Origin of the sequence: Sodaliphilus pleomorphus, from assembly GCF_009676955.1 — a bacterium.
GTDB lineage: Bacteria > Bacteroidota > Bacteroidia > Bacteroidales > Muribaculaceae > Sodaliphilus > Sodaliphilus pleomorphus.
The window spans coordinates 3057182-3081310 of sequence record NZ_CP045696.1 but is presented as its reverse complement, the minus strand read 5'-3'; the positions used below and the strand labels follow the sequence as shown (position 1 = coordinate 3081310).

Here is a 24129-nt window from a genome sequence, read left to right as displayed (position 1 = left end):
TTCAGTAAAAAGCAAACCAAGGCATGGAAACAAACAACAGCAAAAAATTCACGCAAAAATACCTTCTCACAGCTGCCGAGTGCAATCCTGAGAGAGAGATGCCCCTCACGCTGGTGATGAGCCGCATCATCGAGGTAGCCACCCTGCATGCCAATGCATGGGGAGTGGGCTACAGCAAGCTCATAGAGGCAAACCAAGGCTGGGTACTCTCGAGAGTGACCGTAGAGATGACACGATATCCACGAGTGAACGAGCAGTACAGCTTCACCACATGGATCGAGAACTACAACCGCCACTTCTCGCAGCGCAACATGGAAATATGCGACAAAGACGGCGTGGTGATAGGCGGTGTGCGCACAATATGGATGGTAATAAACTATGCCACCCGCGAGGGAGTAGATATTTCAAAGCTGAGTTACATAAGCAACAATATTTCGGACCGAAAAAGCAGCGTTGCCCCGCAAGGCCGCCTGCACATGGTGACCGAAGCCACAAAAAGCACCAGCTACACATTCAAGTACACCGATTGCGACATCAACCGACATGTAAACACAGTGAAGTATCTCGAATTGCTCATGAATCAATTCCCGCTTGAAAAATATGACAAGCAACTGGTGCGCCGCCTCGAAATCGCCTTCATGCACGAGACCCGTTGCGGCGACACTGTGGAAGTAAACCTCAACGACAACGATGGGCTCGACTGCAAGCTGTCGGTCGACAGCGGCAGGCTGAGCCACTGCCGGGCCCGGTTCTGTTTCAGCCCGAGATGACAGCCAGCCCCGTGACATCGAGCAACCGCTGCTTCAATGGCGGCAGGCGGTCGGCATCGGTTTCGAGCGTCATCAGGCAGTCGTTGTCAAACTTCTGGTCGATCACGTGGATCTTCTCGTCGGCCTTCACAATCTTCATCACATCGTTCATGCTCAAGTAGGGGAAATTGAAAGTGACACGTGCCTGCTCGTGACACTCCACAATCACGGCACTGGCAATGGCCTGGCGCGCCGCTTCACGGTAAGCGCCTATAAGGCCCGAGGTGCCCAGCTTGATGCCGCCGAAGTAGCGCACGACAACAATCACGACGTTGGTCAGGCCATAGGAGTTGATTTGCCCCAAGATGGGCTTGCCTGCCGTGCCCGAGGGCTCGCCGTTGTCGCTCGAGAGATACTCGTTGCGGGCAGTGCCTATCATATAGGCCCAGCAGCAATGCCGAGCGTCGTGGTACTCGTTGGCTATGCGCTTCACCACTGCACGAGCCTGGTCGGCCGTGACGACAGGGACAGCAAAGGAGATAAACTTGCTCATTTTCTCCTTGTATAGGCCTCGCGACTCGGCTTGAATGGTTCTGAAAAAATCGCTCATATCGGTTACAAAGTTATCAATAATTGAAATAAATGTGTAACTTTGCATTGCAAAAATACACATCAATCAAGACAATCAATTTATATACAGTCATTAATATTCTAAAAGTATCATCAACATGTCACAATGGTTTGAAACAAAAGTAAAATACGATAAAACACTCGAAACTGGCAACATAAAGACGGTAACCGAGCCCTATCTGGTCGACGCGCTTTCGTTTACCGAGGCCGAGGCAAGAATCACCGAAGAAATGCAGCCCTACATCTCAGGCGAGTTCACCGTGTCGGCAGTCAAGAAAGTGCGTCTCGACGACATCTTCTACGACGACAGCGGCGACAAGTGGTACAAAGTGAAAATCAACATGATCACCATCGACGAGAAGACAGCTGCCGAGAAGCGCACCCCATCCTACTATCTGGTGCAGGCCAGCGAGTTCAAGTATGCCCTCGAGACCTTCATGAAGGGGATGAACGGCACCATGTTTGACTACGAAATCGCCCAGATTACCGAGACGCCGCTTCTCGACGTCTTTGCTGCCAACCTGAAAGAAACACTGGCCGACAAGGCTGCCCGCCAGAACGCGCAAGACAGCGCCCAGCAGTAGCGTGCAGCGGCGGCGCAGTAGCACATGCCACGCTACACTATACATGTAACGACATTTAAACTACCATTTTTCAACCTACTATGTCGATAGGAGAAAACATAAGCAAAATCACGTCGCAGCTACCCGAGGGGGTGAAACTGGTGGCTGTGTCAAAGTATCATCCCGTCGAGAAGCTGCAAGAGGCCTACGACGCTGGTCAACGCCTGTTTGGAGAAAATCATGCCCAGGAAATGGTGAAAAAGCACCCCCAGCTCCCGCCCGATATCGAGTGGCACATGATAGGGCACTTGCAAACCAACAAGGTGCGCATGATCATGCCAGTAGTGACACTCATCGAGAGCATCGACAGCGTGAAGCTGCTCAAAACTGTAGAAAAAGAGGCCGCTCGCATAGGGCGAAGCGTGGATGTGCTGCTCCAGCTGCACGTGGCCCAAGAAGAGACCAAGAGTGGTTTCAGCATCGAGGAGCTGCTCAACGCGGCCACCCAGGGCCAGCTCGAGGGCTATGACCACGTGCGCATCACAGGAGTGATGGCCATGGCCACCAACACCCCCGACGTGAAACAAGTGGCCCACGAGTTCGGCATGGTGCGACACACCTACGACCTGCTCAAGAAGGAATTTTTCACCTACCCTGAGTTCAAGGATGTGAGCATGGGCATGAGCCACGACTGGAAGATAGCCGTCGACCAAGGCTCGACGATGGTGCGCATAGGCACCGACATCTTCGGGCCAAGAGAATACTGACAAGGATGGAAGACTACTGAAAGAGAGTAGTTTTTTTTTCAGAAATCACTCGAAAAAGACGACAATTAAAAAATTTGCTGTAAATTTACACTGAGATACCAATACAGCAAATTTTTTCTTCTTTTTCAATAAGGAACCAAAAATAAGATAATAACATTCATAAACAAAACAAAAATGGCTCAACAAAAAAAACAATGGGTAGCCATCATCATGATGTTTCTACTCTTCGCAATGATTGCATTTGTCACCAACCTGTGCAATCCTATGGCAGTGATTACCAAAAACCAGTTTCACATCTCCAACTTCCAGGCACAGCTCGGTAATACGGCCAACTTCATAGCCTACTTGGTGATGGGTATACCGTCGGGACTGCTGCTCAAGAAAATTGGTTATAAGAACACAGCCCTGCTGGCAATCGCAATAGGCTTTGTTGGCGTGTTTCTGGAATATGTGTCAGGATGGGACAGCGTGCAAAGCTTCTGGGTTTACCTTCTGGGCGCATTCATTGCCGGATTCTGCATGTGCATGCTCAACACTGTAGTCAACCCCATGCTCAACACCCTGGGCGGCGGCGGCAACAAGGGCAACCAGCTCATCCAGTTCGGCGGTGCCTGCAACTCGTTTGCAGCAACAATTGTCACCATCTTGGTAGGCGCGCTTGTGGGCGACACGGCCAAGGCCTCGATCTCTGATGCCAACCCGGCACTGTTTATCGCTCTTGGCGTGTTTGCACTCGTGTTTGTAGTGCTTGCGCTCGTCAAGATACCCGAGCCTGTGACCAACGTCGTCAAGAGCGAGGGCAACACCACAACAGGCGCTTTCAAATACCGCCATTTCAACCTTGGCATTCTTGCCATCTTCCTGTATTTGGGCGTTGAGGTGGGTCTGCCCACCTATGTGCTTCAGTACCTGTCGACGCCCACCAATGCGGCCACGCCAGGTTTCGGCATGGATGCTGGGATTGCAGCTACCATTGCCGGCGTATACTGGCTGCTTATGCTTGTGGGCCGTCTCGTGGGCGGCGCCATAGGCGGCAAGGTGAGCAGCCGCACGCAGGTGAGCTTCTTGGCAAGCGTTGTGATCGTGTTTGTGCTCATCGGCATGTTTGCCCCTACAGGCGTCCATGTTCCCATCATCGGCTTCGAGGGCTCGAGCGGCTCGCTCACCACGGCAAAGGTTCCCGTGGGCATCTTGTTTCTGGTGCTTGGCGGCCTGTGCACATCGGTCATGTGGGGCGGCATCTTCAACATGGCAGTTGAAGGCCTCGGCAAGTACACCGAGTTTGCCAGCGGCATGTTCATGACCATGGTTGTGGGCGGCGGCATCCTTGTTCCGCTCCAGGGCTGGGTAGCCGATGTGACAGGCAGCTTCCTGACCAGCTACACCGTGGTGCTTGTGTGCGCAGCCTACATTCTCTTCTATGCGCGTGTGGGCAGCAAGACCAATTTGAAGGCCAAGGCCTGATTGCAATAGTACAACACTTACTAAACTTATCGCATGACTGCGGCCGTAACATAGCCGCAGTCATTTTTTTCAGAATAAAGAGAACGGCAGCAATCATTTCAATCCAAAAATTTGGTGATACACCTTTAATTTTGTACTTTCGTGAAAAATAAGACCTACACATATTATATACTAACCAATAAAAACAGCAAATCGTTATGTTAAACAAAGAACTGATGGATCGCGCTGCCAACAACATTCGCATCTTGGCTGCCGCCATGGTTGAAAATGCCAAATCGGGTCACCCCGGAGGTGCCATGGGGGGAGCCGATTTCATCAACGTGCTCTATTCAAGTTATATCATCAACGATCCCGACGACCCCACCTGGTTTGGCCGCGACCGTTTCTTCCTCGACCCTGGTCACATGTCGCCCATGCTCTACGGCGTGCTGCACTTGACGGGCAAGTACAGCATCGACGACATCAAGAGCTTCCGCAGCTGGGGCAGCCGCTGCCCTGGACATCCCGAGCTTGACCCCGAGCATGGGATAGAGAACACCTCGGGTCCACTGGGCCAAGGGCATGTGATGGCCGTGGGCTGCGCCATAGCCGAGCGGTTTATAAGCCAGCACTACAGCCCTGTGTTCAGCCACAAGACCTATGCTTTCATCAGCGACGGCGGCGTGCAAGAGGGCATCTCTCAGGAGGCAGGCCGCATAGCCGGCTACCTGGGGCTGAGCAATCTCATCATGTTCTACGACAGCAACGATGTGCAACTCTCGACCGACTGCGACGCGGTGAGCAACGAGAACACAGCAGCCAAGTACCGCGCATGGAACTGGAATGTGCTCGAAGTTGACGGCACCGACCCCGTTGCCATGGCCGAGGCCATAGAAAAAGCCCAGCACGAGACGATGCGCCCCACCCTGATTGTGGGACACACCATCATGGGACGCGGCTGCGTGACAGCCGACGGGAAAAACTATGAGGGGCAATGCAGCACCCACGGCAACCCGCTGAGCAAGTCGGGGGCAAGCTATGAGAAGACTATAGAGAACCTGGGGGGTGACCCACAAAACCCATGGGTCACCTTTGCCGAGGTGGCCGACCTCTATGCCAAGCGCAACGACGAGCTCAGGAAAATTGTAGTCGAGCGCAAGGCTCAAGAGCAAAAATGGATTGAAGCCAATCCCGAAAAGGCTCAAGAGCTGAAAAACTACATCGACGGCAAGATAGAAGCAATCGACTACTCGAGTATCGTGCACAAACCAGGCATTGCCACCCGCTCGGCGAGTGCCGACGTGCTGGCCGTGCTCGGCGAGAAAGAGCACAACATGATTGTATCGTCGGCCGACCTGGCCAACAGCGACAAGACCGAAGCCTTCCTGAAGAAGACGGGAGCTTTCAAGCCACACGACTTCGGCGGCGCATTCCTGCACAGCGGCGTGTCGGAGCTGGCAATGACAGCGATCATCAACGGCATCGCCCTGCACGGCGGCCTGATAGGTGCCTGCGCCACCTTCTTTGTATTCAGCGACTACATGAAGCCGGCAGTGAGACTATCGGCACTCATGGAGCTGCCCGTGAAATTCATATGGACCCACGACGCGTTCCGCGTGGGCGAAGACGGACCTACCCACGAGCCCGTAGAGCAAGAAGCACAAATACGCCTGCTCGAGGAGCTCAAAAATCATCACGGCCGCAACAGCATGCTGGTGCTGCGACCGGCCGATGCTGCCGAAACAACGGTAGCCTGGAAAATGGCAATGGAAAACACCACTACCCCAACGGCGCTCATACTCTCGCGCCAGAACGTTGCCGACCTGCCCTCGCAGCATGGCAACGACTACGCAGCCCGATACAACGATGCACTGGGCGCCCAGCGCGGCGGCTATGTGGTGAAAGCCGAGGCCAACCCCGATGTTGTGCTCGTGGGCAACGGATCGGAGGTGGCAACACTCATCGATGCCGCACGCATAATTGCCACAAGCGGCATCAAGGCACAAGTAGTGTCGATACCCTCGATAGGCTTGTTCTTAAATCAAGACAAGTCCTATTGCGAGCAAGTGATACCGGGCGGAGTGCCTGCCTTTGGACTCACAGCAGGACTGCCCTCGACCCTGCTCAGAGTGATACCTAACGGCTATATATATGGTCTTGACCATTTTGGGGCATCGGCTCCCTACAAGGTACTGGAAGAAAAATTTGGTTTTACACCCGAAAATATCGCTGAAAAAATCGAAAACTGGGTGAAAAAACAAAAAAAAGGTGAATAAAAACGCTTTTTTTGAAAAAGAGTGCTCGCCATTCACAAAAAATATATATATTTGCACATAATTTGTTGTAGAATATAATTTTTTAAGTGTTTAATTACAATAACAAAAAAAACGTAAGTCTATGAAAAAGATTACATTATTAGCATTTGCATGCGCAATGCTGATGGCACCTGCTGCAGTCAACGCTCAGGAGGTGACTTATGTTGAGGATCCAGCTCAAGGCTATCTGTTCAACAGAATGCAGGACAACTGGTTTGTTGAGGCAGAAGGCGGAGCTGGCGTCATGATGTCGAAGTACGACAAGCATGCTAAGTTTGGCGATCGTATTGGCCTGAAGGGCAACCTCGCTGTAGGCAAGTGGTTCTCTCCACTGTGGGGAGCACGCTTCGGCGGTGAGTTTGAGCAGCTCAAGGGTGCAACACCTGCCTACTATGAGAGCGTGCTGGGCTACCGCAACGAGCTTGCTAAAGACGGTTTCCACAAGCAGCAATTCAACAACATTGGTGCATTTGGCGACCTGATGTTCAACCTCACCAACTGGGTGATGGGCTACAAGCCCGGTCGTTTCTACAACGCTGTGCTCTACGGCGGTATGGGCATTCACTGGGTATATTCTCGTGAGCTCATGAACGACGACAGGGGTAACTGGGAGTATTCGGCCAACGAAGGCAAGGAGTCGCGTAACTTCAGCTTCCGTGCTGGTTTGTTGAACACCTTCCGTGTGAGCAATCACGTCAACATCCTGCTCGACCTGCGTTTCGACGAGATGCAAGAGCATGTTGATGGCTGGAACGCTGGCAAGAGCTGGAACGAGATTCCTTCGGTACTCGTTGGTCTTTCCTACAAGTTCAACAAGACTGAGTGGAATGCTCCCGTGGTTCCCGTTTGCCCCGAGATCAAGTACACCGATGCTTATGTTGACGACCTGCGTGCAAAACTTGAGGCTGCCAACCAGAACATTGCCAACCTGAAGCAGCAACTCGACGAGTGCCGCAACCGCAAGGCTCCCGAACCCGCTCCTGTGGCCGAGGCTCCTCTCGCAACCGTTTACTTCCCCATCAACGTTTCGAAGGTTGTGGGCGTTCAGCAGAAGGTTGTTGACGCTGTGGGCGAAGTGATGAAGAACGAGTCGAACAACTACGTGCTCACTGGCTGGGCCGACAACTACACTGGTAACAAGACCATCAACACCCGCCTGCGCAAGGAGCGTGTTGCTTCGGTGAAGAAGATGCTCGTGAAGAAGGGTATCGATGCTGGTCGTCTCGACGCACAAATCAACGATGGCGAGCTCACCAACTATGGTGCAAAGGCTGCTTCGCTCGACCGTGCCGTCACTATCAACCGTGCCAAGTAATTCTAACAGAAAATACTAGCAACTTATCAAAGTCCCGCTTGCACAAAGCGGGGCTTTTTTTTACCTTTGCAAGCCCATAAACAATCACAATCAAATAATCACAAAAAAAGGAGCAGAAACGCATGGCAACACTCGGGAAAGACGCATTACTGGCAATGATACGCGATGGCAAAGCCATGACGTTGAAGCAGGAGTTGCGGCTCACTGCCCTGCTCTCGATACCGGCAATACTGGCCCAATTGACGTCGATACTCATGCAATATATCGACGCCTCGATGGTGGGACGGCTGGGAGCCGACGACTCGGCTTCGATAGGACTGGTGTCGACCACTATATGGCTCTTTGCCGGGGTGTGCAATGCTGCGACCACCGGATTCTCGGTACAAGTGGCCCACCTCATTGGAGCAGGTCGGCCTGCCGAAGCACGCTCGGTACTGAGGCAGTCGATGATCACGATACTCATCTTTGGACTGGCAGTGGGGCTGGCAGGATGCTTGATAAGCCCGTTTTTGCCTACCTGGCTGAAAGGCAATGACCACATTACAGGCAAAGCCTCGACCTATTTTCTCATATTCTCGCTGGCGATACCATTTCTCACACTCGACTTCCTGGCAAGCGGAATGCTCAGGAGCAGCGGCAACATCAAGGTGCCCAGCATGCTCAACGTGATGATGGGCGTGCTCGACGTGATTTTCAATTTTTTCTTGATTTTCCCTGCTCACAACCTGCAAGTCATGGGCATCGACTTTACCCTGCCAGGGGCCAACCTGGGCGTGACCGGCGCTGCCCTGGGCACTTTTCTGGCCGAAATGATAACCTGCTTTGCCATGGTATACTACATGTGCTTTAAGTCGAAAGAGCTGCGCCTCAACCATGAGCATGGCAGTTTCAAGCCACGAGGGCAGTGCTTGAGAAAGGCATTTAAAATTAGTTTGCCCATGGGGCTGCAACACATTGTGATGTGCAGCGCCCAGATCACCATCACGGCAATAGTAGCGCCACTTGGAAGCATCGCGCTGGCTGCCAACACATTTGCCATCACAGCCGAGAGCCTGTGCTACATGCCAGGCTATGGTATAGCCGATGCTGCAACCACGCTGGTGGGACAAAGCATAGGAGCGGCCCGGCGCGACTTGACTCGGCGATTTGCCAACATCACTGTAGTCATGGGCATGACTGTGATGGGGCTCATGGGTGTGCTCATGTGGATAGGGGCGCCAGTAATGATGAGCATCATGTCGCCTGTTCCAGGCATTATCGAGCAAGGCACTGCTGCCTTGCGCATCGAGGCATGGGCCGAACCCATGTTTGCAGCAGCAATTGTGAGTTACGGTATCTTTGTGGGTGCAGGTGACACCCTCATTCCCTGCGCGATGAATGTTGTGAGCATGTGGGGCGTGCGCATTACCTTGTCGGCCCTGTTTGTTCTGCACTACCACATGGGGCTCACGGGAGTGTGGACAGCCATGTGCATCGAACTCATCTTCCGCGGCAGCATCTACTTGTGGCGTCTGAAATCGGACCGGTGGATAAAAATAAAACACAAAGCGTGAAACAGGTATGTTTTGCAGGAATTTGTGTTATCAGGTTAAGGCGTAAAACAGATACATTTGCAACATAAAACGACATCAATAAATTTCATAGCAATCATGCAAATAATAAAAGATAAAACCTTTGCAGGCGAGCGACCGCTATTTGGCCTGCGTGAGACCAAGCTCTACAATGTGACCATCGATGAGGGTGAATCGGGCATCAAGCTGTGCCACAACATCGAGGCACACGATTGCACATTCATCGGGAAATATCCCTTTTGGCATGTGTATGGGTCGGTGATAACACATTGCCACTTTGAGCCAGGTTCGCGTTCGGCGATATGGTACAGCGACGACATGCTCATGACCGACACCATAATCGACGCGCCCAAGCTGTTCCGCGAGATGAACCGCGTGGAACTGCGCAATGTGACCATCAATGATGCCGACGAGACATTTTGGCGAGTCAACGACTTGAAAATCAACAACCTCACGCCACATGGCGGCACCTACCCATTCATGTTCTGCAGCAATGTGAAAGTCGACGGGCTTGTGAGTGACAGCAAGTACGTGTTTCAGTATGTAAAAAATGCCGAAATACGCCATGCCAAAATCACAACCAAAGATTCATTTTGGGAGACCGACAATGTGACAATATACGACTCGGAGCTCAACGGCGAATACCTGGGGTGGCACTCTCGCAACTTGAAGCTTGTGCGTTGCCACATCAGCGGAGAGCAACCACTGTGCTATGCCGAGAATCTTGTGCTGGAGGATTGTACCTTCGACGCCAGCTGCGACCGAGCCTTTGAGGAATCGACAGTAGAGGCCACAATCAAAGGTGCAATCACCGAAATCAAGAACCCAACAAGCGGTCACATTGTGGCCGACAGCATAGGCCGCATCACAATCGACCAGTACATCAAGCAACCAGCCAATTGCATCATTGAGACACGCCGATGAAGTACGACTTTGATAAAATCATCGACCGCCGAGGTACTAATTCCTACAAGTGGGATACCCCTGAGGAGGACGGCGTGATACCGATGTGGGTGGCCGACATGGACTTTTGCACTGCTCCCGCTGTGGTTCAAGCAGTGACACGCCGCGCACAACATGGCATATACGGATATGTGACTGTGCCCGAGGCCTACTACCAAGCCACCATCGACTGGTTCGGCACCCGGCACCACTGGGCCATCGAGCGCGACTGGATACTCTACACCAGCGGTGTGGTGCCAGCTATCTCGGCAATCATCAAGGCCTTCACAAGCCCAGGCGACAAGGTGGTAGTGCAACAGCCAGTGTACAACTGCTTCTTCTCCTCGATAGTCAATAATGGCTGCGAGATTGTCGACAATGCACTCATCGCCACGGGCGACACCTATGTGATGGACTATGACGACCTCGAAGAGAAAACAAAAGACGCCAGGGTGAAACTGCTCTTGCTGTGCAATCCACACAATCCTGCCGGACGGGTGTGGAGCAAAGAGGAGTTGTCGCAAGTGGGCAAGATATGTGCACAAAACCACGTGATTGTGGTGAGCGATGAGATACATTGCGAGCTCACGATGCCCGGTTACGACTATATGCCCTTTGCCTCGATATCGCCCGAGTTGCAAGACCGATGCATCACTTGCGTCTCGCCCAGCAAGGCCTTCAACACCGCCGGGCTGCAGATTGCCAACATAGTGACCAACCATCCAGATTGGCGCAAGAAAATAGACCGTGCCATCAACGACAACGAGGTGTGCGATGTGAATCCTTTCGGTGTAGAAGCACTCATCGCCGCCTACAACCAAGGAGCCGACTGGCTCGAAGAGTTGAGGCAGTACTTGTGGGAAAACTACAATGTGCTCAAGCAATACTTTGCACAACACCTTCCATTTTGCCAAGTGACCAAGCTCGAGGCAACCTACCTGGTGTGGGTCGATATCAAGTCAACAGGCCTGAGCAGCGACCAGCTGACACACCTGTTGCTCACCGAGGGAAAAGTGATGGTCAACAGCGGCACCATCTACGGCAAGGCGCAAGGCGAGGGGTACATGCGCATCAACATTGCATGCCCACGGGCACGCATGCTTGAGGGGCTAAAGCGCATGGCCCATGTCATCAATCGCCATGTGCAAAACACGTGAGAGCACAGCAACACCACGTCGATACAGGGCAGAGTGGAACAACACATGGTAAGGGGAACCCGGCACCGCACATGGATGCCAGGTTCCCCTTGAAGTTGCTTTAATGAGATAATGTGTATTTATTTCTTTTTTGTCGCTGTCGTCCTTGCTGTCGCTTTCTTTGCCTTGGCACGCGGCCTGGCAGGAGCTGCAGCCTTCACAGTTGACTTTGCCGGCTCTTCGCTGCCAGTTACAGGAAAGTCGCCAGTGGTGTCCTTGACGATGTTGTTGCGCATCATCTCCACCTCGTGCTTGAGCTCGCTGATTTCGGTCTCCTGGTTGCGAATTGTGAGCAACAGCGAGTTGAGCTCTTCATTATCGATAGTCTCGGGATACTGTTCCTCGACACGAATGATGAAGTCGCTCAGCACATTCATGTAGTTGGTAAAGGCCATGTAGGGCGAGTCGTAGGGGCTGTAGTGAGAGTGAACCGACCCGTCCTGGCTGTGCTTTGTGCTCATGTAGAAGAAGTGGTCGCTGGCTTGCAGGTAATACCAATCCTGCTTGATGCGGCGGTCACGGCACAAGCGCACGCGCTCGCCTATGGAGTACAACTTGTGCACAGCCTCTTGCTGTAGTGTGTTGCCCAGCCAGGCGCTCGTGTCGCGTTCCTCGTCGGCCCAGCTGATGGGGTGCATCACCGAGAGTTGGTCGACGGGCTTCATCTTGGCCACAACCTCGCTCGGCGTCCAGAATTGTATACCCTTTTGGGCGGCAAAACGCGGCAGAGCCTTCATAAACTCGAAGATACCGCTCTCGCGCGGTTGCAGCTCGCCGAAGGTCTCGTAGTTCATAAACAAGTTCACGATTTGCTCCTCTTCGGGGAGCTCGGCAATCCAGTTGATATACTTGTCGGCAGTCAAGGGATAGCTGGCCCACTCAGAATTGCTGAAGCGGAAAGCAATGTCATCGCTCAACTTGGAGTTTTTGAGCAGCAGTTTCAACTTGGGCACCACGGGAGAATTGTAGATGTAGTTGGGCGACTTCCAACCAAGGATGTGCTTGGCACCATCGGTGATGACACCATTGAAACCCATAGAGGCAACAACTGCCGAGATGTCGTCGTCATAGATGAGCTCGGTGTTGCGGAACACCTTGGGGTGCTGGCCAAACAGCTGATAGATCTTGTTGTCGTGGTCTTTGACTTGCTGCACAAACTCGTCCTGGTCCTCAAGCGAGGCAAGAGAGTGGGCATAGGTCTCGCTCAAGAATTCAACGCAACCAGTATCGACAAGCTCCTTCATCGAGTCGATAAACTCGGGCACATACTGCTCGAGCTGCTCAAGGGCGGTGCCACTTATTGAAAATGCCACCTTGAAGTTCTTGCCGTTTTCCTTTATCATGTTGAGCAACATCTCATTGGCAGGCAAATAGGAGCGCTGCGCAATGCGGGTGATGATGTCGTCGTTGGAAAAATCGTCGTAATAGTAATGGTCATTGCCGATATCAAAGAACCTGTAGGTCTTCAAGCGGAATGGCTGATGTATCTGGAAATAAAAACAAATCGCCTTCATTGTTGTGTAAAGTATTTAAAAGTGATGAATAGAGTTACGCGTTTTATTGGTTGACAAGACGCTTGTAGATGTCGATAATCTTGGCGCCAGCCTTTTTCCACACGATGCGGCCCACCTCGTCGCGGCCGTGGTCGCGCAATTGCTTGTACATGGCCGGGTACATAAGTATCGAGTAGACTGCATCGGCTATGGCATTGGTGTCCCAGTAGTCGACCTTAATCACATTGTCGAGTATCTCGGCACAGCCGCTTTGCTTAGAGATAATGCTGGGCACACCCATCTGCATGGCCTCGAGAGGAGAAATGCCAAAAGGCTCGCTCACCGAGGGCATGATATAGACATCGCTGGCTGCAAGCATCTCGTAGACCTGCTTGCCCTTCAGGAAACCGGTGAAATGGAAGCGGTCGGCTATGTCGCGCTTTGCGGCAAGGTTGATCATTTTCTCCATCATGTCGCCACTGCCAGCCATCACAAATTGCACGTTGTGCATCTTGTGCAGCACCTGTGCAGCAGCCTCGACAAAATACTCGGGCCCCTTCTGCATCGTGATACGTCCCAAGAACGTAACAACCTTGTCGTGCTTGTGCGGTGGTTTGATCTCTAAGTACTCCTGACTGAGCGGCTCAACGGCATTGTGCACGGTGGTCACTTTTTCGGGGGGAATGCCATAGTGCTCGATCACGGTGCGGCGGGTCAAGTTGCTCACCGTGATGATGTGATCGGCATGTATCATGCCGTCGCGCTCAATGTTGAACACGGTGGGATTGACATGGCCGCGACTGCGGTCGAAATCGGTGGCATGCACATGTATCACAAGCGGCTTGCCCGTGACCTGCTTGGCATGGATGCCGGCAGGATAGGTGAGCCAGTCGTGCGCATGAATGATATCGCACGGGATGGTGCGGGCAATCACCCCGGCCACAATCGAGTAGTTGTTGATTTCCTCAAGCAAGTTGTCGGGATATCGGCCACTGAACTCAATGCAGCCCAGGTCGTTGGTATTCATGTAGTTGAAATCGCTGTAAATGTGATCGCGCAAGTCGTAGTAGAGCTGAGGATCCATCACGTTGCCTATGCGCCCTTGCACATAGTCCCAGTTCACGTCGCGCCATGCCACTGGAGTGCAATTGGCTCCTATGATTTTGGCATATTCCTTGGGCTCATCGCCCCACGGCTTGGGAATGACAAAGGTGATGTCCATGTCGCCGTTTTGGGCGATGCCCTTGGTTATCCCATAGCTTGCGGTGCCCAAGCCGCCGAGAATGTGAGGGGGAAACTCCCAGCCAAACATTAAAGCTTTCATATATTAGTAAAAATTTATGTACATTAAACAACATCGAGGTTCTTGAGCAGTCGCAGCACCCAGCATATGTGGCCCACGTTGGCAGCATAGCTGATGGCTCCACGACCAGTAAACGGTGGGTTGCCGTCGTAGAGCTCCGACAGCGTGCCAATGCCGCCCTCCTTCATCTCGTCTTCAAAACCTATCATCATGCGCTCGATAAAGGAGATTCCTCCCATGCCGAACACCTTGACGTAGGCGTAACTGTAAAAGCCCATGAGCCAGGGTCTGGCCGAGCCTGTGAAATAGGCACGCTCACGCTGCTCTGGATTGCCCACATACCAGGGATTGTAGCCAAAGCTTTTCGGGCTCAAGGTGCGCAGTCCCTTGGGAGTGAGCAGCTCACGAGTGATGACATCGAGAGCGACCTTGCGCTGCCGGCGGTCGAGAGGAGAGTAATCGATGCCCACAGCAATCACCATGTTGGGACGCACGCTCAAGTCGGTGTAGGTACCGTTCACATAGTCATAGAGGTAGCCATAGTCGTTGAGGAAGGTGTCGACAAAGGCTGTCTTGGCTTTGAGCGAGATTGCTTTCCATCGAGCGACGTTGGTCTGCTCCTCGGCGACGCCGTCGTATATTTCCTGAAGGAACATGAGAGCATTGTACCACAACGCATTAAACTCTACCAAATAACCAGTGCGCGGTATCATGGGCGTGCCGTCGGGGTTGGCAGCATCCATCCACGACATGGGTTTCTTGGTGCCATCGGTCCACACGAGGCCGTTGTCGTCTACGCGCAGATTGGGGTGCTTGCCGTCGATTATGAAGTTGATCAGGCTCTTGCACATGTTTCCATAGCGATTGCGGGCAATCTCGTTGGACTGGTCGTGGGAGTAGCGTTGCACGTCCCAAATGGCCCAGAGCGGCACATCGGGCAAATCGATGCCCTGCAAGTGCTTGTCGGGCTCAAGCGTCTTCATCCACTTGTCGAATGCCAGGGCAGCAGTGTCCATGATAGCCTCGAAGTCGGGGCGGTGATGCACACTGAGCGTGCAGCCTGGCAAGGCGATAAACTGGTCGCGGGCCCTGATCTTGAACCATGGGTAACCAGCAATGATGTAATGGCCGTGCTTGGTAGAAATATAAAATTGCTTAGCACTGTTTTTCAAGCAATTATAAAAACTCGTGCGAGGCGTTCGGCTCTTGATTTCGTCTTCATACATCTTGGTGAGGGCACGCGTGTTGACCTCGCTGGTACCTGCCGAGAACACAATGGGCTCACCCTTCTTGATGTCGATTTCAAAATACCCGGGCACATAAAGATCCTCGGTGTAGGGGATGCCACGCTCCTGGTCCTTGATATACTGAATGCCATTGTACCAATGCGGATCGAAGACAAAACGCGGCTTGTGATTGAACTGCATGTAGAGGGTGGGATACCCCGCATACATGCACGTAGAAATGCCGTTGGTCGTTTCTTGGTATTCACGACTGGCCACACTGTTTTCTACACACAGGTCGTTGGCGTTGCGGAAAGCAAGAAACGGGCGGAATTGCAAGGTAGTCTTGGAGTGAGCCTCGACCAGCGTGTAACGTATCAAGATGCGGTTTTCGTTGGTGATGAAGATCTTCTCTCGTTTCAGTATCACACCGCCCACGCGGAAGGTGTGGGTGGGCACACGCTCACAATCATACTCACGTATATACTTGTGTCCATTAGGGCTGAACACATTACCATTGTACTTGTGGATGCCCAGGTTGAAGGGGGCACCGTGCTGTATCACGGTCTCGTCGAGTGACGACAGCAGCACATGGTTGTCGTCGTCAAGCTCGGGCACTGGGATGACCAACAGCCCGTGCTGCTTGCGCGTGTTGCAGCCCACAATAGTCGTACAATGATAAGCACCCGATTGATTAGTGCGCAATATCTCCTTGTGAAGCGATTGCTCCAGATTAATCATCAGGTTCTTGTCAAATTTCAAATAGCTCATTATGAGTTGATGTTATAGGTTTTAGTTATGTTTGTCAGTCATGGAACCAACCTTGTGGTTTCGTTACGAATTTACGGCTTTTAAATGGAACTGCAAAACTTTTTCATTAGCAATTTTATAACATTTACTACCCCTTATAGTGGGATTGGCTCGCAATTCCGTTTTTTTAACAGAAAATGGGCATCATTCACCGCAATGTGGTTGAAATTTTCTACCAGCGCTGCTGGTGCACCTGTCTTGGTCACAGCCTGCAACCCAAAAACTTGCCCATATAGCATTAATGTAGTAAATTTGCAAGGCATGGACAATTTTCTACACACAGTGGCCGGCTTCATTGCCAGCAACAGCCTGTTGCAACAGCAGCAGCCCGTGATTGCAACTTTGAGCGGCGGAGCCGATTCGGTGGCTCTGCTCATGGTGTTGAGTCGGTTGGGTTACAAGGTGATTGCCGCTCACTGCAATTTTCACCTGCGGGGAGAAGAGTCGATGCGCGACGAGCGCTTTGTGAGAGCTCTGTGCAGCCAGCACCACATTGCATTGCACGTGAAGGACTTCGACGTGCAGGCATGCATGAGGCAGCGGGGCATTTCGGCCGAGATGGCCTGCCGCGACCTGAGATATGAATGGTTTGAGGCCCTGCGATGCGACACAGCAAGCCAAGCCATTGCGGTGGCACACCACCGCGACGACAACATCGAGACCTTCATGCTCAATGCCCTGCGCGGCACAGGCATTGCCGGGCTCACTGGCATGCACCCACGCAACGGTCACATCGTGCGACCGCTGCTGTGCGTGACTCGCAGCGACATCGAGCAGTTTCTGAACCAAAACAGCCAGGACTATGTGACCGACAGTACCAACTTGCAGAATGACGTGAAACGCAACAAGCTGCGCAACGTGGTGCTGCCTTGCCTGTACCAGCAATTTCCCGGGGCCGAAGACACCCTTGCCCACACAATCGGCAACACACGCGACTGCAATGAGCTATATCGAGAACTGGTGGCGCAGAGCCGCACACAGCTGTGCGTTGCGCAGCAAGGAGGCTTCGACATCTCGATCGACGGGCTGCGGGGCTACCGAAATACACTCATGCTGCTGTTTGAAATCCTGAAACCACAAGGATTCAAGCACGAGCAATGCTGCGATATTGTGCAGCTCATCACTGGCCATGCAGGAGTGGGCAAGACCTTCCTCAGCTCCACCCACAAGCTCGTGGTGGGCCGAAAGCGCCTTGAAGTGATGTCGCTCGTCGACACCGACGCAAAGTTCTACCCCATCGACTTGAGTCACGGCACAATAAACGAGCCCCTCAAGATCAGGATTGAGCAATTTACAAGCACTGGCAAAGCGGGCATTACAGCAGTCGACGGGAAAAAATCGATTGCACTCGATGCCCAAGTGCTGAAGTGCAACAAAATTGTACTGAGGCACTGGCAAGAAGGCGACCGCTTTTCGCCCTTCGGGCTACGTGGCACCAAGCTGGTGAGCGACCTCTTTACCGACATGAAACTGAGCGAGCGAGAAAAAAAAACCACGTGGCTACTTGTTGCCGACGGCACCATCCTGTGGGTGGTGGGATACCGGTCAAGCTCCCATTACAGCGTGGGAAAGGAAAGTGAAAGCTATGTAACGCTCACACTATGCCCATAGTCACCTTGCCTGCTGCAGGGTTTCGAGCACCACGTTGAGACTGGGCTCATTCTTCAACACAACTTTTTTGTCAACGTCGAGCAAATAGAAGAGCGGCATGCTTGGCAACACATACAACTCATCGTTGTCGATCGACTGGCTCTTGTTCCAGCCATTGACCATATAGGCAGGATAAGTTGCAGATCGCCATGCCTTCTCGTCGTCGAGCGTATAGACAGCAATCACTGTCAAGCCACCATTGTGCACCATGTGCTCGATGACACTGCAGGTGTCGAGCCTGGCTTTCACCCGCTGGCAAGCGTCGCAGTCGGGGTCGTTGAAGTAAATGAGCGTGAACTGAGAGTGGTAGTCATTCAAGGAGTGCGCCTCGCCGTCGAGCGTCACAAAGTCGAAGCTGGCAGCAGCCGCACCCACGCGGTTTTTCTGCGCCTGCTCAAGCAGCAGCCCGGCCCGCAACTTGTCGTCGGCATTCAACATGGGGCTGGCACACACACGTTCAAGCACTTGAAGGAAGGCACGCTCATCGTGCTCGGGGTCGGCAGGATTGCCAAGATGGCGCTCGGCGTAATCAAGTGAAGCCAAGCAAGCCTTGCGTGAACTGAAATCAAGGGGCGAGACCACGTCGACAGCAGCCGCCACCCGCGGCCACAATGCAAGCATGAGTGCAAAAAGGGCTGACAGAAAAGTGTGTTTCATCTATTTTTGCTTTTAAGATTACAAATATAGACGAAAATGCTGTAATTTTGCATTTCTGAAAGTATTAAATAATGAAAAAGATAGCGAAAACCAATGCTGCACGTCTGCTGGACCGTGCTCATGTGAAATATGAGCTCATACCCTACCCGGTAGATGAAAACGAGCTGGGTGCACAGCACATCATCGACATCCTGGGCGAGGAGGCTGGCCGTGTGTTCAAGACGCTGGTGCTGCAAGGCGACAAGACGGGGCACTTTGTGTGTGTAATACCCGGGCTCGAAGAAGTTGACTTGAAAAAAGCAGCCAAGGTGTCGGGCAACAAGAAATGCGACCTCATCCACATGAAAGAGTTGTTGCCCACTACAGGATACATAAGGGGCGGCTGCTCGCCAGTGGGCATGAAAAAGCCCTTCCCCACCTATTTTGACCATAGCTGCACAGGCTATGACTATATCTATGTGAGCGCTGGCCAACGCGGGCTTCAGTTGAAAATCAACCCAAGTGACCTCATCGACTATGTGGGTGCAAGCACTGCCGACCTCACTATCGAGAAGCAATAAAAAAAAACTCACACACAGATAGGTAACGCATGCGCAACACATTTGGCAACATATTGACACTCACTACATTTGGCGAGTCGCACGGGCCAGCCATAGGTGGTATCATCGACGGGTTCCCCGCCGGGGTGAAAATTGATACCGTGCAAGTGCAACAACAGCTCGACCGCCGCAGGCCAGGCCAATCGGCCATCACCACGGCCCGGCATGAAGACGACAAGGTGCAACTGCTCTCGGGCATCTTCCAGGGCGAGACCATGGGCACGCCCATAGGCTTCATCATCAGCAACAAGGACCACCGCTCGACCGACTATAGCGAGATAGCTCGGGGCTTCAGGCCGTCGCATGCCGACTATACCTATCAAGCCAAATACGGGCGACGCGACTACCGTGGCGGCGGGCGCTCGTCGGCGCGAGAAACTGCATGCCGCGTGGTGGCCGGAGCACTGGCCGCTCAGGCGCTCAACACACTGGGCATCACCATCACAGCCTATACCTCGCAAGTTGCCGACATCAAAGTAGAAGATCCCTACAACAAGCTGGACTTGTCAATTGTCGACAACAATATGGTGCGTTGCCCCGATGCTGCCAAGGCCGTTGCAATGATCGATGCCATAGCCCAAGCCCGCAAGCAAGGCGACACACTGGGTGGCATTGTGACCTGCGTGGCTCAGGGCGTGCCACCCGGCCTGGGCGAGCCCGTGTTTGGCCGCCTCAACGCCCAGCTTGCAGCTGCCATGATGAGCATCAACGCAGCCAAAGGCGTGGAGATAGGGCTGGGGTTCGACTTTGTGACCCGACGTGGCAGCCAAGTGCTCGATCACTTCACAAGGCTGGAAAACAAAATACACACCACAACCAACTACTCGGGAGGCATACAAGGCGGTATCTCCAATGGAGAGGACATCTATCTCGATGTGGCATTCAAGCCTGTGGCAACACTGATGCAAGACGTCGACACCGTCGACCTGCAGGGCGACCCCATGGTGCTGCACGGCAAGGGCCGTCACGACCCGTGTGTAGTGCCGCGCGCAGTGCCCATCGTCGAGTCGATGACAGCCTTGGTGCTGCTCGACAACTATCTGCTCAACAAAACAATCCATCTATAACACACACATCGATAAACAGACACATGGAAATTGACAGAAATGCAATGCTGCATGCAGTAGACCGCCCCGTGTTCCACCTGGTGGGAGAAGTGGCCGACTCGCTCAACCGCGAGTGCTATGTGGTGGGAGGCTATGTGCGCGACACAATATTGAACCGGCCCACCAGCGACATGGACTTTGTCACCATAGGCAGCGGCATCGAGGTGGCCAAGGCGGTGGCCCAAAGGCTCAAGGCCGAGCACCATCGCGCCCACCTCGCCGTGTTCAAGACCTACGGCACAGCCCAAGTGAAGTCGCAAGGCATGGAGCTGGAATTTGTGGGCGCTCGCCGTGAGTCCTACCACCACGACAGCCGCAACCCGATCGTGGAAGACGGCACACTCGACGACGACCAGAAGCGTCGAGACTTCACCATCAACGCCATGGCCATATCGCTCAACTTGTCGACGTTTGGCAAGTTGCTCGACCCATTTGACGGCATTGGGGATCTTGAGCGCAAAATCATACGCACGCCACTCGACGCCGACATCACATTCAGCGACGACCCGCTGCGCATGATGCGCGCAGTGCGCTTCGCCACCCAACTCGAGTTCAACATCTATCCCGAGACACTCGAAGCCATAACGCGCAACGCACATCGCATAAAAATCATCACGCGTGAGCGCATCGCCGAAGAGCTGATGAAGATAGTGGCAGCCCACCACCCGTCGCGCGGATTCATGCTGCTCGACAAGAGCGGACTACTGCCGCTCATCTTCCCAGAGCTATCGGCCCTCAAGGGCATTGATACCAGCCACGGCCGGGCCCACAAAGACAACTTCCTGCACACCATGCAAGTGCTTGAAAACGTGGCAGCCAAGAGCGACAACGTGTGGCTGCGCTGGGCGGCCATCATGCACGACATAGGCAAACCAGCCACCAAACGATGGGACGAGAAGCAAGGCTGGACTTTCCACAACCATAACTTCATAGGCGAAAAGATGGTGCCGCGCATCTTCCAACGCATGCGGCTGCCACTGAACGAGCACATGAAATATGTGAAAAAACTGGTGGGACTGCACATGCGGCCCATTGCCCTGGTCGAAGACGAGGTCACCGACTCGGCTGTGCGCCGCCTGCTCTTTGACGCCGGCGACGACATCGACGACCTCATGCTGCTGTGCACAGCCGACATCACATCGAAGAACCGGGAAAAAGTGAAACGCTTCAACGAGAACTTCTTGCTTGTAAAGCAAAAACTTGTCGACATTGAAGAGAAAGACCGCATACGCAATTTCCAGCCGCCCATCGACGGGCAGGAAATCATGAGCATCTTCAACCTGCCCCCGTCAAAGCCAGTGGGCGAAATCAAAGATGCAATAAAAGATGCCATACTCGACGGACAGATAAGCAACAACCGCGACGAGGCCTACCAATTCATGCTGCGCAAGGCAGCCGAATTGGGATTGAAGCCTACAGGTTGTTCTCCCCAAGTCCAGGAGTGAAAATCTTGATGCCACGCGGGTGGCACTTGACCTCGACATCGCAGGGCATGTCGACGGGATCGCCGTCGATGTGCATGGGCCCCGGCTCGAAACGATGGATGCGGAATGTGGTGGCGCGATAAATGTTGACGCAATGATTCAAATCAATCTTCTTGAAAAACAGGCTCAGCCCCATGATGGGCACTTCAAGCACGTGAAAAGGTGAAATCACCGTCATGTCGACCTTGCCGTCCTGCATGCTTGCATGAGGTGCAATAAACCCGTTGTTGCCGTATTGTGCAGCATTGCCAAAGGCGATAACAAAGGCTTTCTCGGTAAAACTGCGACCATCGATATCGATTTTGTATTCCTGTGGCTTAAACTTGAGATAGTCTTCCAAGGCCGTTTTCACATAGGTGGGAAAGCCGCGTTTGCCGTCGAGCTGGAAATCGTAGGCAACCTGAGCATCAAAGCCCATGCCGCAGGTGCACATAAAGGGCACATCGTTGAGCGTGCAGTAGTCAAAACTGTCGACCAAGTCTTGATTCACCACCTTGAGTGCATTTTCCATCTTGAGCGGAATGTGCAAGTGCCTTGCCAGCCCGTTGCCCGAGCCGCATGGTACCACAGCAAGCGCCACATCAGAGTTGACAAGCCCCGATGCAGCACCGTTGACGGTGCCGTCGCCGCCCACGGCGATCACGCCGTAGCAGCCATGAGTCACAGCTTCTTGAGCAAAGCGCTTGGCATCGCCGGGGTTCTCGACATACCTCAAGGCCACATTGAAGCGACTCTTGTCGACGACCTTATCGATGAGAGCAGTTGCACAGGAGTGGTTATTAGTCCCTGACTTTGGATTAATAATCGCTATTAAGTCTTTCATACATCATAAAATTGCTGCAAACTTACAAAAAAACATCGATGCACCGTCAATTATCAACAAGAAAATAGTATCTTTGAATGACAAATAATATTGAAAAATGAAGAAAAAATCATATTCCACAACGCTTGTCAACAGTTGCCTGCTGCTTGCCGGCATCATCTTTCTGTGCTATTTTAAAAACGAAAACGTGCTGGCCATTGTGGCCCAAATACTGGGCTTAGTCTTTATCATCCCGTCGCTTGTGTACTTGTGCCTTGTGGGCATCAACCACAACGACAAGCGCGACAGCACCGACCTGCTGGGCATCTTTCCTGCAGTGGGGGGCCTGTGCTTCGGCATCGTGCTATTGCTGCGCCCTGAGCTGTTCTACTCGGTCATTGGTTATGTGTTCTCGATCATTCTCATTGCATTGGGTCTCTTTCACATTATCTACATGCTCATGTCGCGCAAGTCGATGACCTTGAGGGCATGGTACTATGCACTGCCAGTGGCTATCACTGCGGCAGGCCTTCTCACCATGTTTAAGTTCAACGGCAGCGAGTACCGCCAGTTGCTCGTCTTGCTCACCGGCATCTCGCTGATACTTGCCGCCCTCACGGCATTGCTCGAGGCACTCGCCCAGCGCAAAGCCGCCTGCCACAATGCCAGCACCTGCCAAGATGCAACACAAGACACAAGTGCCACTGTAAAGAACGACGCGACCAACGAGTGAGCCAAGCCGAGTGAGAGACTACCCGACTCAGAACTGGAAGGCAGCTCCAATCTGGACATTGCCCTGATGGTCGTCAACATCCTTGAACGTGCGCGTAAGGCCAATGCTGTAGCGCACATTGAACTGCATGTAGTCGGTAAGATAATAGGTGGCACCGGCTCCCACGCCGGCACTGAACCAGTGCGTGCGGCTGCCCAGGCCCAGGCCGTAATCTACCCCGTCGACACGCGCCTTGCTGTAGACGTTGAAACCTAACTCAGGACCAGCCTCGGCGCTGAAATACTTGGCAAAACGGTAGCGCACAAGCACTGGAATCTTGATGTAATTTTCGGTAACAATGATGTCCTGGTTCACGTTTTCGGCCATACCTCTAAGCTGAACGTCCTTGCTCAGCAAGTGGGCCAGCGCCTGATTGATTGTAAATTTTCCTCCCTCACTGCTGAAAACCGTCTCGGCCAGGATGCTCCAGTTTCTGAACTTCTCGGCCCGGGGCTTGTATTCCACCCACAGGCCGGCCTGCCCGCCGTTGCGCATGCCGTGAGGCAACTTACCAAAGCAGAAGTGCGGCAGGTTCATTGCCACCTTGACACCGCCAGTGAGCGTGCCGTCGAGATACTTGTGATTCACATCGAGTGCATACTTGCCTTGAGCCGATACTGCCAAGGCGATAAAGAAACAGAAAACTACAAGCGCAATTTTTTTCATCATCGTTTGTTTTGCAGCAAAATTACGAAATATCGCCTGAATAAAGAAAAATGGTGGCCAAAATGACCACCAT

The 24129-nt window shown here is 53.0% G+C and carries 21 protein-coding genes; 14 read left to right on the top strand and 7 right to left on the bottom strand.

Going from position 1 to position 24129, the window contains the following annotated elements; genetic code table 11:
* Positions 1–23: 23 nt before the first annotated feature.
* The gene (locus GF423_RS12900; protein ID WP_154328746.1) at positions 24–770 is read left to right on the top strand and encodes an acyl-[acyl-carrier-protein] thioesterase; all 747 of its coding nucleotides are present in this window, start codon (positions 24–26) and stop codon (positions 768–770) included.
* On the opposite strand, the gene GF423_RS12895 is transcribed toward GF423_RS12900, so the two are convergent.
* Positions 757–1359: an IMPACT family protein gene (locus GF423_RS12895; RefSeq protein WP_154328745.1), complete on the bottom strand. Its 603-nt coding sequence runs from the start codon at positions 1357–1359 to the stop codon at positions 757–759. The genes GF423_RS12900 and GF423_RS12895 overlap by 14 nt on opposite strands.
* A gap of 118 nt (positions 1360–1477) precedes the next feature.
* Between GF423_RS12895 and GF423_RS12890 the strand changes: the two genes are divergently transcribed.
* The 8 genes from GF423_RS12890 (at position 1478) to GF423_RS12855 (ending at position 11452) form a co-directional block, all read left to right on the top strand.
* Entirely contained in the window at positions 1478–1963 is a 486-nt protein-coding gene (locus tag GF423_RS12890; protein WP_154328744.1) for a DUF4494 domain-containing protein, read from the top strand.
* Between the two features lie 80 nt (positions 1964–2043).
* A complete protein-coding gene (locus GF423_RS12885; protein ID WP_154328743.1) occupies positions 2044–2709 on the top strand; it encodes a YggS family pyridoxal phosphate-dependent enzyme in 666 nt (221 codons plus the stop codon).
* Between the two features lie 174 nt (positions 2710–2883).
* Entirely contained in the window at positions 2884–4173 is a 1290-nt protein-coding gene (locus GF423_RS12880; protein WP_154328742.1) for an MFS transporter, read from the top strand.
* 197 nt (positions 4174–4370) lie between these two features.
* Positions 4371–6428 carry a transketolase family protein gene (locus GF423_RS12875; RefSeq protein WP_154328741.1) on the top strand — a complete coding sequence of 686 codons (2058 nt, stop codon included), beginning with the start codon at positions 4371–4373 and terminating at the stop codon, positions 6426–6428.
* Positions 6429–6549: 121 nt separating this feature from the next.
* Complete coding sequence (locus GF423_RS12870; protein ID WP_154328740.1) at positions 6550–7782, top strand: OmpA family protein; 1233 nt, start codon at positions 6550–6552, stop codon at positions 7780–7782.
* Positions 7783–7904: 122 nt separating this feature from the next.
* Entirely contained in the window at positions 7905–9335 is a 1431-nt protein-coding gene (locus tag GF423_RS12865; RefSeq protein ID WP_154328739.1) for an MATE family efflux transporter, read from the top strand.
* Positions 9336–9431: 96 nt separating this feature from the next.
* Positions 9432–10277: a DUF3737 family protein gene (locus tag GF423_RS12860; protein ID WP_154328738.1), complete on the top strand. Its 846-nt coding sequence runs from the start codon at positions 9432–9434 to the stop codon at positions 10275–10277.
* Entirely contained in the window at positions 10274–11452 is a 1179-nt protein-coding gene (locus tag GF423_RS12855; RefSeq protein WP_154328737.1) for a MalY/PatB family protein, read from the top strand. Before GF423_RS12860 ends, GF423_RS12855 begins: the two co-directional genes overlap by 4 nt.
* Positions 11453–11571: 119 nt before the next feature.
* Here GF423_RS12855 and GF423_RS12850 read toward each other — a convergent pair whose 3' ends face one another.
* The 3 genes from GF423_RS12850 to GF423_RS12840 are packed head-to-tail and all read right to left on the bottom strand — an operon-like array spanning position 11572 to position 16281.
* Positions 11572–13005 (bottom strand): glycoside hydrolase family 57 protein, encoded by a 1434-nt coding sequence (locus tag GF423_RS12850; protein ID WP_154328736.1) that lies wholly within the window; start codon positions 13003–13005, stop codon positions 11572–11574.
* A gap of 43 nt (positions 13006–13048) precedes the next feature.
* Positions 13049–14308 carry a glycosyltransferase family 4 protein gene (locus GF423_RS12845; protein ID WP_154328735.1) on the bottom strand — a complete coding sequence of 420 codons (1260 nt, stop codon included), beginning with the start codon at positions 14306–14308 and terminating at the stop codon, positions 13049–13051.
* A 23-nt stretch (positions 14309–14331) separates the two neighbouring features.
* Positions 14332–16281, bottom strand: a complete 1950-nt coding sequence (locus GF423_RS12840; RefSeq protein ID WP_154328734.1) for a glycogen debranching enzyme N-terminal domain-containing protein — start codon at positions 16279–16281, stop codon at positions 14332–14334.
* Between the two features lie 300 nt (positions 16282–16581).
* On the opposite strand from GF423_RS12840, the gene tilS reads away from it, so the two are divergent.
* Positions 16582–17931 carry a tRNA lysidine(34) synthetase TilS gene (gene tilS / locus GF423_RS12835; RefSeq protein WP_206113261.1) on the top strand — a complete coding sequence of 450 codons (1350 nt, stop codon included), beginning with the start codon at positions 16582–16584 and terminating at the stop codon, positions 17929–17931.
* Here tilS and GF423_RS12830 read toward each other — a convergent pair whose 3' ends face one another.
* On the bottom strand, positions 17932–18591 hold the full coding sequence (locus GF423_RS12830; RefSeq protein ID WP_154328732.1) for a hypothetical protein: 660 nt from the start codon (positions 18589–18591) through the stop codon (positions 17932–17934).
* Between the two features lie 107 nt (positions 18592–18698).
* Here GF423_RS12830 and ybaK point away from each other — a divergent pair, with 107 nt between their 5' ends.
* From ybaK to GF423_RS12815, 3 genes are read left to right on the top strand one after another with little or no spacing between them, the layout of a single operon-like run.
* The gene (gene ybaK, locus GF423_RS12825) at positions 18699–19187 is read left to right on the top strand and encodes a Cys-tRNA(Pro) deacylase (protein ID WP_154328731.1); all 489 of its coding nucleotides are present in this window, start codon (positions 18699–18701) and stop codon (positions 19185–19187) included.
* A 29-nt stretch (positions 19188–19216) separates the two neighbouring features.
* Entirely contained in the window at positions 19217–20293 is a 1077-nt protein-coding gene (aroC, locus tag GF423_RS12820; RefSeq protein WP_154328730.1) for a chorismate synthase, read from the top strand.
* A 23-nt stretch (positions 20294–20316) separates the two neighbouring features.
* Entirely contained in the window at positions 20317–21777 is a 1461-nt protein-coding gene (locus GF423_RS12815) for a CCA tRNA nucleotidyltransferase (RefSeq protein ID WP_154328729.1), read from the top strand.
* Here the strand turns inward: GF423_RS12815 and GF423_RS12810 are convergent.
* A complete protein-coding gene (locus tag GF423_RS12810; RefSeq protein WP_154328728.1) occupies positions 21746–22639 on the bottom strand; it encodes a diacylglycerol/lipid kinase family protein in 894 nt (297 codons plus the stop codon). The genes GF423_RS12815 and GF423_RS12810 overlap by 32 nt on opposite strands.
* Before the next feature lie 97 nt (positions 22640–22736).
* Between GF423_RS12810 and GF423_RS12805 the strand changes: the two genes are divergently transcribed.
* Positions 22737–23351 carry a DUF308 domain-containing protein gene (locus tag GF423_RS12805; protein ID WP_154328727.1) on the top strand — a complete coding sequence of 205 codons (615 nt, stop codon included), beginning with the start codon at positions 22737–22739 and terminating at the stop codon, positions 23349–23351.
* Positions 23352–23378: 27 nt separating this feature from the next.
* Here the strand turns inward: GF423_RS12805 and GF423_RS12800 are convergent, their stop codons facing one another.
* Entirely contained in the window at positions 23379–24059 is a 681-nt protein-coding gene (locus GF423_RS12800; RefSeq protein WP_154328726.1) for an outer membrane beta-barrel protein, read from the bottom strand.
* Positions 24060–24129: the final 70 nt, after the last annotated feature.